Source organism: Kitasatospora herbaricolor (assembly GCF_030813695.1).
In the GTDB taxonomy this organism is placed as follows: Bacteria; Actinomycetota; Actinomycetes; order Streptomycetales; family Streptomycetaceae; genus Kitasatospora; species Kitasatospora herbaricolor.
On record NZ_JAUSVA010000002.1, the window covers coordinates 8,903,819 to 8,917,575 of the forward strand.

Here is a 13,757-nt window from a genome sequence, read left to right on the forward strand (position 1 = left end):
GGATCGCATACCGTCGCCAACGTGTCGGTGCACCGCCTACCCGGCCCGCCGGGGGACACACGTCCGTTCCACCGGACGGCCGACGGAGCCTGCGGACGGGGGAACCGTCCGTCCGCAGACCTTTCCCTCGCCGGGCGGGGCGACGCCCGGCGTCCGGCGGCCAGGCGCGGACGCCGCCCCGACAGTCCGGGCACGGGCCGTGTTTGGGACGTTGCTGCGGGGTTATGCGCTCCCCAGCCGGAGCCGACTCCGGTGGGATCGGGAGAGGAGCTGGGATGAGCGTGCTGGTCATCCTCATTGTCTGTCTGCTCGCGGTGGTGGCGGCCGGCGCCCTCGCCGCGCCACGGCTGAAGACCCGGCGGCTGCGTGAGCGCTTCGGACCTGAGTACAGCCGCACGGTGCTCGGCCACGGCGGCGACGTCCACGCGGCCGAACGGGAACTCGCCGACCGGCTCAAGCTGTTGCGCGGGCTGGAGCTCAAGCCGCTGGACGCCGCCGAGCGGGAGCGGACCGAGCGGGAACTCGCCCGGATCCAGGAGCTCTTCGTCGACGACCCCGGCACCGCCGCGGCCGACGCGGACCGGTTGCTGACCGCGGTGCTGGACAAGGTCGGCTACCCCGAGAAGGGCCGCCTGGGCGCCGTCTCCGTCCACCACGGGGAGCTGCTCCCCGAGTACCGCGCCGCACGGTCCACGCTGGAGCGCGCCCAGGCGGCCCAGGTCGGGACGGAGGAACTCCGGACGGCCCTGATCGCCCTCCGCGACCTCACCCTGGACGTGCTGCGCGCCGAGCACCCGGTGGGCCGCAGCCGGCCCGTGCGGGCCGGGAGGATCACCGCCGCCCCGGCCGGGCCGACGCCGTCCGCCGGCTGACCTGACGACCAGACCCGAGGAGGAGAGCATCATGCCGGAGAAGAACAGCGCACGTTTCGACGACGACCCGGGCGTCAGGGCCATCCGGCCCGACGCCGAGGACACCCGCTCGGAGGAGCGTGGCACGGTCGCGCGCGGCTCGGAGGTCCGGGCGCCGCAGGCTCGCGGCGCCGAGGAGCGCAGGGCACCGGAGCGCCCGGCCCACGACCCCCGGGGGCCGGAGCAGCACACGGACGAGCAGCACACCGACGAGCGCCGTACGGACGAGCGCCGTGCAGAGGAGCGTCGTACGGACCGGCCGGGTGGGGACGAGCACCGGGGCGACGGGAAGCGGAGCGACGACCGACCCGGCGCCGGGGTTGCCTCCGCGCTGGGCAAGCCGGCCGCCGATCCGGTGATCCCACGGCAGCCGACGGGATCCGACGCCCTCGACAGCAGGCCCGGGAACACCGCCGTGGTGGCCGCCGGGGCCGCAGCGGGTCCGGTGGGCCCGGACGGACCCCGGGCACCCGGCCTCTGGCTGGAGACGGAGCAGGTCCAGCGGCTCTCGGCGCAGTGGCGGGCCGTCCAGACAGGGTTCGTCGACGACCCCAGGGCGGCGGTGGAGCAGGCGGACGACCTGGTGGGCAAGGCCGCCGACCTGCTCGCCGAATCGGTGGGGGAGAACCGCCGCAGGCTGCGCGACGCAGGCGGCCGGACCGAGGACAGCGGCATCCCGACCGAGGAGCTCCGGCTCGCGATGCGGGAGTACCGCACCCTGCTGGACCGGCTGCTCGCCTCCTGAGCACCCGCGCGCCGACCGGCCCCGCCGCCCGTGCGACCATCGCGGCGGAGCCGGTCGGCGCGCTGTCCGGCCGGGGAGCGGCCCGGATGTCGGCCGTCGGCCGGCGGGCCGTCCTCAGGGCTGCCGGGGCAGTCCGATCGCCGGGCCGCGGTCCCGTCGCGCGGCGGCCCCCACCAGGCCCTCCACCAGGGCCGCGACGCAGGCCTCCAAGTCCCCGCCGGGCGGCAGCCGCGGCGGCCGCCCGGCCACCGCCCGGTCGGCGAAGCCGGTGTCGAGATGGGGAAACCGGGCATCGAGGACGGTGACCCGGTTTCTGCGCTGCTCAAGGCGGACGGCGTCCAGCCAGGCGCCGAGGGCCGCCTTGGAGGCGCTGTAGGCGGCCATGCCGGCCGCGGGCCGCGATGCGACCGCACCCGTCACCGCCGCGAGCGCGCCCCCGGGGCCGATCTGACCCAGAGCTCCGCGCAGCACCGCGATCGGGGCCAGGGCGTTCACCGTGAAGAGGTGTTCGTCCAGGGCGTCCGAGGACTCCTCGGCCCGGCCGAAGGCCACCGCCCCGAAGGCCGTGACCACCGCGTCGAGCCCGCCGAGGGCCGTCGCGGCCCGGGAACCGAGCAGGCCGCAGGCCGTCAGGTCGTAGGCGTCGAAGGCGAAGGCCGGGCAGCCGTCGAGCCGGGCGGAGACCGCCGCCAGACGTGCCGGGTCGCGCCCGGCGACCGCCACCTCGGCCCCGGCGGCCCGTACCGCGGTGGCCACGGCGCCACCGATCACCCCGGTCGCCCCGACCACCAGGATCCGCCAGTCCCAGGGCACCGGGGCTCGCGCCGGCTCCGCCGGCTGCGCGCCTCGCAGGCCCTCCGTCTCGTTCATGCCGGACTCATCGTCCTTCCCGTCGCTGGGGCGGTCTGTTCTGGGGAGCGCTTGCTCCGGTGATGTCCGACCGGCCGTCGGGGCCGCCGGTCCGGCGTGCGGACATGTGCGGTCCCGGGCTTGGGCCGACGGCTCCGGGGCGCTGTCTCCCGGAGTCGCCGGCCGCCGGCTCCCGACCGGAGTTCCAGCCTGCCCCCGGCCGCACAGGGGGCCAAGTCGCAACGATTCCGCAGCGTTTGCGCCGAGCGGGAGTCTCCGCAGGTGGGTGCCCCTTCCGTGGACCGGTGCCGGAGGCTACGGGCCCGACGTCCGGGTGGCGCGGGGCGGACGGTCGCCCCCGGCGGCTCCGGCGTGTGCGCTGGTGTGCGCCCCCCGGCCTGTTATCGGCTGTCAGGGGCACGTTCGGTTGTGGACGAACACGATGGGCAACTAGTCCGGAGTGACGCGTTCCGGTGCCGGGCCGGAACCCTCGGGATCCCCCGGCCGCCTCTTGCGGACGGCGTCGTCCGCAAACCACTCCCCTCCCGGTCCGGCTCGGCCTCGCACGCACCGGATCAGGCAGGGCTTCCCGAACGTCGGTCCGGACGGGCCGGTTCACGCGCCACAGCACATGCACAACTGCTCTCGGAAGGAGCGGACATGGGAATATGGTCCGACATCCGTTCGTGGTTCGGGTGGGGCGACGGTTCCACGGCGGCCGGCGCCCCGGCGCAGGCCGCGCAGACCGGGCCGTCCCCGCAGACCGCGCCGGCTCCGGCGCAACCGCCCGCGATGCCCCCGCAGGTCACGCCCCCGCAGGCCACGCCCCCGCAGCCCGGGCAGCCGGAGGCCGGAGCCGCCGGCGCGGCCCCCTTGGCGGCCGTCACCGGGACGGTGTTCACCGCCGACTTCTCCTCGGCCCGGCAGTGGGTCGCCGGGCGCAGCAGCGCCTATCCGAACATGGGGCCGACCAACCGGGGTGACCACAAGCTCGACTACCTCGTCCGCCAGTACTGCCCGGGCGGGGTGTTCTCCGCGGTGGCCCGGGCCGGCGACGGGCTGTGGAACTGCAACCTGCTCACCACCGAGGGCAGCCCGGACGGCTTCCAGGTCCGGGCCGGGGACGTCCTGCGGGCCCGGGTGACCCTGCCCACCGGTGCCGGGGCCTGGCCGGCGATCTGGACCTGGCGGGACGGTCGCAACGAGGTCGACGTCTTCGAGTACCACCCGGACAATCCCAACCTGCTGGAGCTCTCCAACCACATGAGCAGCGGCAGCTATCTGTACTGGCGCGACCAGTCCGGCGCGGTCGCCCCCGGCGGGACGATCGACCTCCGGGTCACCCTGGGCGCCCGGTCCGTGGACTGGTACGTCAACGGGCGGCGGGTGTACGCCGACGGGCGCGGGGTGGGGGTCGGGTGGCATGCCTACCTCATCGTCAACATGTCGGTGAGTGACGGCACTTACCACCCGCGCCCGTCCGGCCCCGCGGGGACCAGACTCTCCTGGGTGTGCCACTCGCTGACCGTCGAGCGCTGACCGCGCGGCGGCTCCGACCCCGGACCGGCCCGCCCGCCGGTCCGCGGTCGTGGCGCTCCGGGCGGCTCCTCGGGCGAACCCCGCTGCGGCTCGGGCCTCTTGACGCCAGAGTTGGTCTAGTCCACATTGTGTGGTCATCCGTTCCGCGTCCCGTCGCGAACACGTCCACCTGTGGAGTCCCGCCATGACGCACGCCCCGATGCACGCCGGCCGGCGCCGCACCGCCGCCGCTGCTGCCGCCACCGCGCTCGGTCTCGCGGGTGCCGCGTTCGCCCTGCCCGCCACCTTCGCCGGCGCGGCCTCGCCGGAGCTGCTCGTCAACGGCGGCTTCGAATCGGGAAGCCTCAACGGCTGGACCTGCGCGGGGAATTCGCAGCCGACGAGCACCACCCCGCACTCGGGCGGCTACGCGCTGGCCTCCACGCCGGGCGCCCAGGACCTCGCGCCCTGCACCCAGACCGTCGCCGTCCAGCCGGGCGCCGGCTACCTGCTCGGCGCCTGGGTGAAGGGCGCCTACGTCCAGCTGGCCGTCACCGGCACCGGGGTGAGTGCCTCCAACTGGACGGCCGGAACCACGTGGACGCCGCTCGGCACCACGTTCACGGCGGGCCCGCAGACCACGCAGGTCACGGTCTCGGTGAGCGGCTGGTACGGCGCCGGCGCGATCACGGTGGACGACATCTCCCTCACCGGGGGCGCGGGCACGCCCTCGGCCACCCCCAGCGCGTCCCCCTCGACCACCCCCACCGCCACACCCACGGTCACGCCGAGCGCCACCCCCACCGCCACACCCACGGTCACGGCAACGCCGACGGCCACCGCCACGCCGACCGCGTCGGCAACCCCGACCTCAGGCGCCGGAGTTGTGCGGGTGACCACGGCCAAGGAGCTGAAGGCGGCCCTGGCCGCCGCCGTGCCCGGCCAGACCATCGAGCTGGCCGACGGCACCTACCTCGGCAATTTCTCGACCACCCGGCCCGGTACGGCCGATCAGCGCATCACCCTGACCGGCTCCGCGAACGCCGTGCTCACCACCACGACCGGCGGCGGCTACGGACTGCACCTGGACGGCGCCGGGTACTGGACCGTCCGGGGCATCACGGTGACGGGGGCCCAGAAGGGCATCGTGGTCGACGCCGCCGACCATGTGGTGATCGACTCGGTCACGGTGCGCAACCTGACCATGGAGGGCGTGCACTTCCGCAACTCCAGCCGCTACGGCGTGCTGAAGAACTCCACCGTCCGCGACACCGGCACGCTCGGGGACGGCAAGGGCGAGGGCGTCTACGTCGGTACCGCGAACACCCTGGCCGACCGCAGCGACTACGTGCAGATCCTGGGCAACGTCATCGGCCCGCGGGTCGGCGGCGAGAACATCGACCTGAAGGAGGGGACCACCGGCGGGCTGGTCTCGGGCAACACCTTCTACGGCGACGGCCTCACCGACAAGAACTTCGACGACTCCTGGGTGGACGTGAAGGGCAACAACTACGTCATCGAGAACAACAAGGGTGTCGGCACGCTGAAGGACGGCTACCAGACGCACACCCAGCAGCCCGGCTGGGGCTGTGGGACCGTCTTCCGGCACAACACCTCCGACCTGGGCCCCGCCAACGGCACCGCCGGGCGGTACGCCTTCGGCATCACCAACTACGACCCGGCCGGCTGCCCGGTGACGGTCGCCGCGGACAACACCGTCACGGGTGGCGACGGCCTGGTGAACCCGGGCGTCCCCGTCGGCTGAGCGGGGGCCCGACGGCCCGGCGGCCGGTCCCCGCCCGGCCGCCAACTCACCGCATGCGTACCGTTACCTCCTCGTGACATGACACGCGCCCGTGGGACGTGGCGGAGCGGCGTGACGGGGGAACACTCATAAGTCCACTCGCACGACCGGGCGAAGAGCTGCGCCCAGAGACGGACGGTTACCCATGTTCGGCCGCAAGCCCCGAGAGACCGAGGACGCCGAGGCGCTGGCGGCGCTCATCGCGGACGCGCGCCGCTGGGAGTACGGGGGCAGGCACGCCCGCCGGGTCGAGCAGATCGGTCCGGTCCGGCGCGCGCGGACGGCCCTGGGCCGGCAGCGCCCGGCCGACCGCTGACACCGTCCCGCGCCCGTCCCGCGACGTCCGGCCGCAGCGTCCGGCCCGCGGCATCCGACCCGCGGCGTCCGGCCGCGGGCGGCAGAGGCTCCGGCACACCGAACCCCGCGGCGCGGAAAACTGCTTGGCACCGTCACTAGGGTGATCCTCATGGTCACCATCGACGGGGAGTCCCCGACCGCAGACGCCCCGACCACCGCTGCCCCGGCCACCACCACGGCCGGCCCGACCGCCGGCTGTCCGGCGGTCGATCCCGAGGGCAGGCTGCGCCCGGTCGTCCTCACCGGCCGGCACGTGCGACTCGAACCGCTCGGTCACGGGCACCACGACGGCCTGTGCGAGGCCGTCCGCGACGGCGACCTGTGGAACCTCCAGGTCACCCTGGTCCCGCACCCGGACGACGTCGGCGCGTTCATCGACCAGGCGCTCGCCGCGCACCGTGCCGGCGACCAACTGGCCTTCGCCACCATCGACTCCGCGACGGGGAAGGTCGCCGGCTCGACCCGCCTGATGGCCGTCAACCTGCCCTTCCGGCGGCTGGAGATCGGCTTCACCTTCCTCGGCAGGTCCTGGCAGCGGACGGCGGTGAACACCGAGGCCAAGCTGCTGATGCTGACCCACGCCTTCGAGGAACTCGGCCTGAACCGCGTCGAGTTCCTCACCGACTTCCGCAACAGCGCGTCGCGGGCCGCCATCGCGCGGCTCGGCGCGACCCAGGAGGGCGTGCTGCGCAGCCACATGGTGATGCGGGACGGCTGGGTCCGGGACTCGGTGCTCTTCAGCATCACCGCCGCCGAGTGGCCGGACTCCAAGCGCCGCCTCACCGCCGCACTGGCCGCCCGGGCCGGGGGCCCCGCTCGCTGAGGCGGGCCCGGCGCCGGTCGCCGGGGACGGGCCGCCCGCCCGCGGCAACGGCCGGCCCTCGCATAGAGTCCTCGCAGGCTCCTGGGACCAGAACCAGGGACCAGGGACGGGCGAGCGGAGGCGGACGATGTCCGGGAACAACAGTGGATCGGATTCCTCGGCGGGCCCCGACGCCACGCTGGCGTACGGGCACGAGCACCCGGACCAGGTCGCCGACATCACCCTGCCGCTCGGACCGGTGGCCGGCCCGGTTCCGCTGGTGCTCTTCCTGCACGGCGGGTTCTGGCGGGCCCGGCACGACCGGCTGCACGCGGGGGCCCTGGCCGAGGCGCTCGCCGGCCAGGGGTACCTGGTGGCCAACGTCGAGTACCGGCGGGTCGGGGCGGGCGGCGGCTGGCCGGCCACCTTCACCGATGTGGCACTGGCCGCCGACACCCTGCCGGGCCTGATCGAAGCGGCCTACCCCGGCCGGGTCGACCACGACCGGGTCGTCCACTGCGGGCACTCGGCGGGCGGTCATCTCGTGCTCTGGGCGGCCGCCCGGACCCGCCTGCCCGAGGCCGCCCCCGGCCGCACCGACGCGACTCCCCGGGTGGCCGGCGTGGTCGGCCTGGGCGCCGTCACCGACCTGGCCGAGGCCTGGGAGCAGGGCAACGGCGAGGGGGCGGTGGCAGAGTTCCTCGAAGGCGGACCGGACGAGCTGCCGGACCGCTACGCCGCCGCCGACCCGAGCCGCCTCGGCGCCCTGCCGGTGCCCACCGTGCTGGTCCACGGCGAGCAGGACCAGCGTGTGCCCGTGCGGATGGCGCGCCGCTACCGGGACGACTTCGGCGCGAAGCTGGTCGAACTGCCGGACGCCGGCCACTTCGAGCTGATCGACCCGGCCTCCTCGGCCTGGCCGCACGTCCTGGCGGCGATCCGGCTGGTCCTCTGAGCCCGGCCCTCCGGCCTCGACCGTGCTCTCAGGCGGGCGTTCCGTCCGGGGCGTGGCCCCCGATGCCTCCGGCGGCCGCCGCCGCTACCCGACCCGGTGCGGCAGCCGCCCGGTCGAGGGCGCCGGTGCGGCGGCCCGACCGGGCGGGGCGGCCGGCGCCGCCGCGGCGGCCCAGCGGCGGGCCAGGACGGTGCAGGTCATCAGCTGGATCTGGTGGAAGAGCATCAGCGGCAGCACCATCAGGGCCACGTCCTTCGCGGCGAACAGCACCGCCGCCATCGGCAGGCCGGCCGCCAGGCTCTTCTTGGAGCCGCAGAAGACGATGGCGACCCGGTCCGCGCGGACGAACCCCAACCGCCGCCCGGCCTGGTCGGTGAAGGCCAGGGCCGCCGCCAGGATCAGGACGCAGAACCCGGCCAGGATCAGCAGCTGGCGGGCGGAGACCGTGTGCCAGACGCCCGCGACCACGCCCTCGCCGAAGGCGGTGTAGACGACCAGCAGGATCGATCCGCGGTCGACCAGGGTCAGGACGGGCTTGTGGGCGGCGATCCAGCCGGCCGTCCAGCGCCGGGAGAACTGGCCGAGCAGGAACGGCACCAGCAGTTGCAGGACGAGGGTGAGTACCGATCCGGCGTCGACCCGGACGGCACCGCCCCCGAGCAGCAGCGAGGCGAGCAGCGGGGTCAGCAGGATGCCGAACAGGCTGGAGAAGGAGGCGGCGCACACGGCGCCCGCCACGCTGCCGCCCGCGATCGAGGTGAAGGCGATCGAGGACTGCACGGTGGAGGGCAGCAGGCAGAGGAACAGCAGTCCCCTGGCCAGTTCGGGGGAGAGTACGGGGCCGGCCAGCGCCTCCGCGGCCAGGCCGAGCAGCGGGAACACCGCGAAGGTGGCCAGCAGGATGGTCAGGTGCAGCCGCCAGTGCCGGGCGCCGTCCAGGGCCGCGCGGGTCGAGAGCCGGGCGCCGTAGAGGAAGAAGAGGACGGCGATGGCGGCCGTCATCACGTGCCCGAGGCCGCCGGCCACCGCACCGCGGGCGGGCAGCAGCAGGGCCACTCCGACGGTGGCCAGCAGGGCCAGGATGTACGGGTCGACCCCGAACCGGGCGGCTGCCCTGCTCAGGGGTGCGGAGAGGCTCTTCACCCGGCGCCGCCCTTTCCGTCCGTTCTCGCCGGCGCCGCCGTGGAGGGGTGCGGGCCCCCGTCGGGGCGCCTGTAGTACCTTCGCGGCGTCGGTCTCTTCGTCGTCCTGACGACGATTGTATTCAATCGAGGTGGGCGATGGAACAGGCGGGTGCCGAGCAGGCCGGCCCGCGGGGCAGGCTCTCGCTCCGGGCGCTGTGCCGGGCGATCCGCGAGGACGTGATCCAGGGCGTCCACCGCCCGGGATCGCGGCTGACCGAGGAGGCGATGGCGGCCCGCTACGGAGTCTCGCGGGTGCCGGTCCGGGAGGCGCTGCGCACCCTGGAGGCCGAGGGCTTCGTCCGGTCCCGCCCGTACGCCGGGATCGTCGTGGTCGAGCTGGACGAGGCCGAGGCCGAGGACCTGCTGGAGGTCCGGGCGCTGCTGGAGCCGCTCGGCGCCGGCCGGGCCGCCCTGCGCCGCACGCCCGAGCAGCTGGGACGGCTGAAGGAGCTGCTCTCGCTGGGCCGGGCGGCGATCGAGGACGGGCGGGCGGACGAGGTGGCGAGGCTGAACAGCCGCTTCCACGAGACGATCGCCGCCGCCTCGGGCAGTCGTACGCTGAGCCGGCTGGTCACCCAGCTGAGCCGGAAGATCGCCTGGGTGTACTCGGTCGACCTGCCCCGCCGGGCCGAGGACTCCTGGCGCGAGCACGAGGAGATCGTGGCGGCGGTCGAGCGGGGTGACCCGGAGGCCGCCCGCGAGGTGGTGGCCCGGCACATCGCCGCCGCTCGGAGCTCCTACCGGCGGCGGGCACCCGGGCCGGCGGGCGAAAGCGCCTGACGGGCGGGCCGACGCCGGCCCGGCGCACCGGTTTCGCCCAGGATTTCGCCCGACGGTCGTATACGACACGGAGGGTCCGCCGTGCCGCCGCCCGCCCCTGCCGGTCGACCGTGGAGCCGTTCCGGTGACCGGGGCCGCTCCGTTGGCCGTTCGTTGGTGCAGCGTTGGCGGCCTTCGGCATGATCACTGCCGTTGGACACCGCTTCGCCCGGGCTGGTTCGCGCGCGGAGGACGGCCGCCGTCGGTCCGGGCGGCCGCCCGCGCGTACCGGCGGCCGCCGTCGCGCCGACGACTGTCCGTGCAGCTCCGGCCGGGAGCCGACCGGCGCTCCCCTGTACGCGTTCCACGTTGAGATGGGATCTCGATGCCGCACCACACTCCTGCCGTCAGCCGCCGCGCCGTGATCGGCACCATCGGCGCGGCGACCGCGGCCGTCGCCGTGGCCCCGCTGAGCGCCGCCGCGGCCGAGGCCCCCGCGGGCCAGGCGTCGCAGAGCGGCCGCCCGTCGGCCGGTCAGCGGGTCGCCGACATCCCCCGGACCCGCGCCAGCTCCGCGGCCGGTGAGGCGGCCACGGCGGTCCGCACCGGCTTCCCGATCGAGTACGTCGGCGTCAGCTGGACCGGGCCCAAGCGCGGTGCCTCGATCCGGCTCCACCGGCCCGAGGGCGCGGCGCCGGCCGACTGGCAACCGCTGGCCGCCGGCTGCGCGGGCGGCCCGGACGGGCACGAGGCCGACCCGGCCACCGCCGCCACGGCGCTGATCGCGGCCGGCGGCGCGCTCGGCTTCGACCTGCGCCTGCCCGACGGCGCCACCGACGTGCGCTCGGCCGCGATCGACACCGTCGGCGGCCCGAGCCGCCAGGTGACGCTCCCCGCCACCACCCCGATGATGTTCGGCCGGATCGAGTACCTGTCGCGTGCCGCGTGGGGGGCCGACGAGACCAAGCGGTTCAAGAACGGCGTGGAGAACACGCCCACCGCGTACTACCCGCTGCAGACGCTGACCGTGCACCACACCGACGGGGTGAACGCCGACCCCGACCCGGCGGCCACCGTCCGGGCGATCTACGAGTACCACGCGATCACCCTGGACTGGGGCGACATCGGCTACCACTTCCTGATCGACGAGGCCGGCCGGATCTACGAGGGCCGCTACTCGGGCACCGACGGCATCCCGGCCCACGACAGCAACGGCAAGGTGGTGACCGCCTTCCACACCGCCGGCTTCAACTCCGGCAACCTGGGCATCGCCCTGCTCGGCACCCTGGTCGACCAGCAGCCCACCGACGCGGCCCGCGCCTCGCTGACCGCCCTGCTCGCCGGGCTGACCCTCTGGCACGGCCTGGACCCGGAGGCGCACGTCACCTTCGTCAACCCGGTCAACGGCGTGACCAAGCCGGTCGACATGATCAGCGGCCACCGTGACTGGCTGGCCACCGACTGCCCCGGCGCCACCATGTACGCCGCGCTGCCCGCGCTGCGTGCGGACGTCGCCGCGCTGGACAACCTGCTGCACTGAGCGCCGAGCGGGCCGCCGTCCCGGGGTGAACCCCAGGGCGGCGGCCCGCGTCGTGATCCCGGGCGCGCGGCCCGTCGTCCGGTCAGTCCTGCTTGATCGCCGAGATCTCGAACTCCAGCAGCACCTTGTCCCCGACCAGCACGCCCCCGCCCTCCAGCGCGGCGTTCCAGTTGACCCCGTAGTCCTTGCGGCTGATCGGCACCGAGCCCTCGAAGCCCACCCGGAGGTTCCCGTACGGGTCGCGCGCGCTGCCCTGGTACGCGAACTCGATGCCGATCGCGCGGGTGGTCTCCTTGATGGTCAGGTCACCGGCGAGCCGGAAGTGGGTGGCGTCCAGCGTCTCGACCCGGGTCGAGACGAAGGTGATCTCGGGGAAGGTCGGGGCGTCCAGGAAGTCGTTGGTGCGCAGGTGCCCGTCGCGCTGCTCGTTGCGGGTGTCGATGCTCGCGGTCTTGATCGTGACGGTGGCGGTCGACTTCGTCGGGTCCTCCCCGTCGAGGTAGGCGGTGCCCTCGAACTCCTTGAACGCGCCCCGGACCTTGGTCACCATCGCGTGGCGTGCGACGAAACCGATCTCGGTGTGCACCGGGTCGATGGTGTAGGTCCCGGTCAGCTCGGCGGGCGGGATCTCGGTCACGGCAGGCTCCACATCGGTCGGATCGGGGCGGCCGGGAAGACGCCCCCGGCCCACGCTAGGCGCGGACCCGGCCTGCCCGGCCCCGCCTCGCAGAGCGGATCGCCTGCCCGGCCCAGCGATCCGTGGACGATCGGCCCGCCCGCCCCGGGCGTCCCCGCCCGCACGTGCGGCCCCTCGCCCCGCCGGGACGCCCCGGACCGCTCGGCCTACCGTGGAACCGAAGGGCGGGTGCGCGGCGGCGGCCGCCGCGGCCGGACGCCCGGCCGAGAGCGAGGTGGTGGCGGTGCCGGCCTGGCGACTGCGTGACTTCCACGAGGACGATCTGGACCAGGCCGTCCTGGTCTGGGACCGGAGCCGCCCGGCCGACGAGCAGCTCCCGGTGTTCCCCGTCTCGGAGGTGATGGCCGCGGCCCACTCCGGGCAGCCCGCGGTGGTTGCCGTGGTGGGGGAGGAGCTGGTGGGGATGGCCGTGGCGCAGGCCCACGGCGAGCGGGCCTGGCTGCTGCTGATGGCGCTCTCCGCGCGGTGGCGCCGGCGCGGGATCGGCAGCGCCCTGCTGGCCGAGCTGGAGCGCAGGCTGCGTGAGCGTGGCGTGCGGCGGATCTGCGCCCTGCTCCCGGAGGGCGGCACCGGCACCGAGGCGCTGCGCAACAGCGGGTTCCAGGGCCGCGCCGGCCTGGTGTACTTCGAGAAGTTCTCGCACGCCGGCGCGGCCGAGGCCGGCCTGCTCGCCGAACTGGGCGGCCGCCGGCTGCCGGCGGGCCTCTGGGAGGCGCTGGCCGGGATGGAGCGGGAGAAGCAGGTGGTGGAGCGGCGGATCGTGCTGCCGCTGGCCGAGCGGGAGCTGGCCGACCGCTTCGGCGTGGAGCCGCCCAAGGCGGTCATCCTGTTCGGCCCGCCGGGCACCGGCAAGACCAGCTTCGCCAAGGCGGTGGCCTCCCGGCTCGGCTGGCCCTTCGTGGAGCTCTTCCCGTCCCGGCTGGCCGCGGACGCGGAGACCGGCCTGGCCGCCTCGCTGCGGGACGTCTTCGCCGACCTGGCGGAGCTGGCGAACGTCGTGCTCTTCATCGACGAGGTGGAGGAGATCGCCGGGATCCGCTCGGGCCTCGCGGTCGACCCCGGGCACGGGGTGACCAACGAACTGCTGAAGCTGATCCCCCGCTTCCGCGAGCACGACGACCGGCTGCTGGTCTGCGCCACCAACTCGGTCCGCTCGCTGGACCCGGCGTTCCTGCGCCCCGGCCGCTTCGACCACGTCATCCCGATCGGGCCGCCCGACCCGGTGGCCAGGGCGGCGATCTGGTCCCGCTACCTGGGAGGCGCCGCCGACGGCGTGGACGTGGACCGGCTGGTGGCGGCCAGCGGGATGTTCACCCCCGCCGACATCGAGTTCGCCGCCCGCAAGGGTGCCCAGGCCGCCTTCGAGCGGGAGGTCCGGCACCGGCAGGGCCGCCCGGCCGGCACCGAGGACTTCCTGGCCGCGATCACCGACACCAGGCCCACCCTCACCGAGCAGGCGATCACCGAGTTCGAGGAGGACATCGCCCGCTTCACCAGGATCTGACGCCCCGCCCGAAGACCGGGGCCCGGCCCTGGGACCGACCGGGTGACCTCGCGGACCCCCGTGCGCCGCGTCGGCCGGCCGGCGCACCACGCCGGAGGGACGATCGCTGCCGGCGGGGCCGGCTGCTCGGGC

12 protein-coding genes and 2 pseudogenes are annotated in these 13,757 nt (G+C 75.0%); 11 read left to right on the plus strand and 3 right to left on the minus strand.

What is annotated here, in order from left to right; translation table 11 throughout:
• The first annotated feature begins 275 nt into the window (after window positions 1–275).
• Together J2S46_RS38465 and J2S46_RS38470 are read left to right on the plus strand one after the other, a co-directional pair.
• Window positions 276–872: a hypothetical protein gene (locus J2S46_RS38465; protein ID WP_191293464.1), complete on the plus strand. Its 597-nt coding sequence runs from the start codon at window positions 276–278 to the stop codon at window positions 870–872.
• Window positions 873–903: 31 nt separating this feature from the next.
• Window positions 904–1,656 (plus strand): hypothetical protein, encoded by a 753-nt coding sequence (locus J2S46_RS38470; RefSeq protein ID WP_191293466.1) that lies wholly within the window; start codon window positions 904–906, stop codon window positions 1,654–1,656.
• Window positions 1,657–1,770: 114 nt separating this feature from the next.
• On the opposite strand, the gene J2S46_RS38475 is transcribed toward J2S46_RS38470, so the two are convergent.
• Window positions 1,771–2,526, minus strand: coding sequence for an SDR family NAD(P)-dependent oxidoreductase (locus J2S46_RS38475; RefSeq protein WP_191293468.1), 756 nt, complete (start codon window positions 2,524–2,526; stop codon window positions 1,771–1,773).
• Between the two features lie 639 nt (window positions 2,527–3,165).
• Here J2S46_RS38475 and J2S46_RS38480 point away from each other — a divergent pair.
• The 6 genes and pseudogenes from J2S46_RS38480 (at window position 3,166) to J2S46_RS38505 (ending at window position 7,941) form a co-directional block, all read left to right on the plus strand.
• Window positions 3,166–4,044, plus strand: a complete 879-nt coding sequence (locus J2S46_RS38480) for a LamG domain-containing protein (RefSeq protein ID WP_370882291.1) — start codon at window positions 3,166–3,168, stop codon at window positions 4,042–4,044.
• A 199-nt stretch (window positions 4,045–4,243) separates the two neighbouring features.
• Window positions 4,244–4,678 (plus strand): annotated as a pseudogene (locus tag J2S46_RS38485) (carbohydrate binding domain-containing protein); the annotation flags it as partial.
• Window positions 4,679–4,906: 228 nt separating this feature from the next.
• Window positions 4,907–5,788, plus strand: a pseudogene (locus J2S46_RS38490) (right-handed parallel beta-helix repeat-containing protein); the annotation flags it as partial.
• A gap of 184 nt (window positions 5,789–5,972) precedes the next feature.
• Window positions 5,973–6,143, plus strand: a complete 171-nt coding sequence (locus J2S46_RS38495; protein WP_191293472.1) for a hypothetical protein — start codon at window positions 5,973–5,975, stop codon at window positions 6,141–6,143.
• Between the two features lie 150 nt (window positions 6,144–6,293).
• Window positions 6,294–7,007 (plus strand): GNAT family N-acetyltransferase, encoded by a 714-nt coding sequence (locus tag J2S46_RS38500; protein ID WP_191293474.1) that lies wholly within the window; start codon window positions 6,294–6,296, stop codon window positions 7,005–7,007.
• Window positions 7,008–7,134: 127 nt separating this feature from the next.
• Window positions 7,135–7,941, plus strand: a complete 807-nt coding sequence (locus tag J2S46_RS38505; RefSeq protein ID WP_191293476.1) for an alpha/beta hydrolase family protein — start codon at window positions 7,135–7,137, stop codon at window positions 7,939–7,941.
• An 84-nt stretch (window positions 7,942–8,025) separates the two neighbouring features.
• On the opposite strand, the gene J2S46_RS38510 is transcribed toward J2S46_RS38505, so the two are convergent.
• Window positions 8,026–9,084: a bile acid:sodium symporter family protein gene (locus tag J2S46_RS38510; protein WP_229913248.1), complete on the minus strand. Its 1,059-nt coding sequence runs from the start codon at window positions 9,082–9,084 to the stop codon at window positions 8,026–8,028.
• A 137-nt stretch (window positions 9,085–9,221) separates the two neighbouring features.
• On the opposite strand from J2S46_RS38510, the gene J2S46_RS38515 reads away from it, so the two are divergent.
• Together J2S46_RS38515 and J2S46_RS38520 are read left to right on the plus strand one after the other, a co-directional pair.
• On the plus strand, window positions 9,222–9,905 hold the full coding sequence (locus J2S46_RS38515) for a GntR family transcriptional regulator (protein WP_191293478.1): 684 nt from the start codon (window positions 9,222–9,224) through the stop codon (window positions 9,903–9,905).
• Between the two features lie 364 nt (window positions 9,906–10,269).
• Window positions 10,270–11,424: an N-acetylmuramoyl-L-alanine amidase gene (locus J2S46_RS38520; protein ID WP_191293480.1), complete on the plus strand. Its 1,155-nt coding sequence runs from the start codon at window positions 10,270–10,272 to the stop codon at window positions 11,422–11,424.
• Window positions 11,425–11,506: 82 nt separating this feature from the next.
• Here J2S46_RS38520 and J2S46_RS38525 read toward each other — a convergent pair whose 3' ends face one another.
• Window positions 11,507–12,061 carry a YceI family protein gene (locus J2S46_RS38525; RefSeq protein ID WP_073926422.1) on the minus strand — a complete coding sequence of 185 codons (555 nt, stop codon included), beginning with the start codon at window positions 12,059–12,061 and terminating at the stop codon, window positions 11,507–11,509.
• Window positions 12,062–12,335: 274 nt separating this feature from the next.
• On the opposite strand from J2S46_RS38525, the gene J2S46_RS38530 reads away from it, so the two are divergent.
• Complete coding sequence (locus J2S46_RS38530; RefSeq protein WP_229913254.1) at window positions 12,336–13,625, plus strand: ATP-binding protein; 1,290 nt, start codon at window positions 12,336–12,338, stop codon at window positions 13,623–13,625.
• Window positions 13,626–13,757 lie beyond the last annotated feature (132 nt).

Bases quoted from the DNA above. Each gene is read 5' to 3' on its own strand.
- J2S46_RS38515 (WP_191293478.1), top strand. From the start codon at position 9,222: ATGGAACAGGCGGGTGCCGAGCAGGCCGGCCCGCGGGGCAGGCTCTCG.
- J2S46_RS38495 (WP_191293472.1), top strand. From the start codon at position 5,973: ATGTTCGGCCGCAAGCCCCGAGAGACCGAGGACGCCGAGGCGCTGGCG.
- J2S46_RS38520 (WP_191293480.1), top strand. From the start codon at position 10,270: ATGCCGCACCACACTCCTGCCGTCAGCCGCCGCGCCGTGATCGGCACC.
- J2S46_RS38470 (WP_191293466.1), top strand. From the start codon at position 904: ATGCCGGAGAAGAACAGCGCACGTTTCGACGACGACCCGGGCGTCAGG.
- J2S46_RS38480 (WP_370882291.1), top strand. From the start codon at position 3,166: ATGGGAATATGGTCCGACATCCGTTCGTGGTTCGGGTGGGGCGACGGT.
- J2S46_RS38465 (WP_191293464.1), top strand. From the start codon at position 276: ATGAGCGTGCTGGTCATCCTCATTGTCTGTCTGCTCGCGGTGGTGGCG.
- J2S46_RS38475 (WP_191293468.1), bottom strand. From the start codon at position 2,526: ATGAACGAGACGGAGGGCCTGCGAGGCGCGCAGCCGGCGGAGCCGGCG.
- J2S46_RS38505 (WP_191293476.1), top strand. From the start codon at position 7,135: ATGTCCGGGAACAACAGTGGATCGGATTCCTCGGCGGGCCCCGACGCC.
- J2S46_RS38500 (WP_191293474.1), top strand. From the start codon at position 6,294: ATGGTCACCATCGACGGGGAGTCCCCGACCGCAGACGCCCCGACCACC.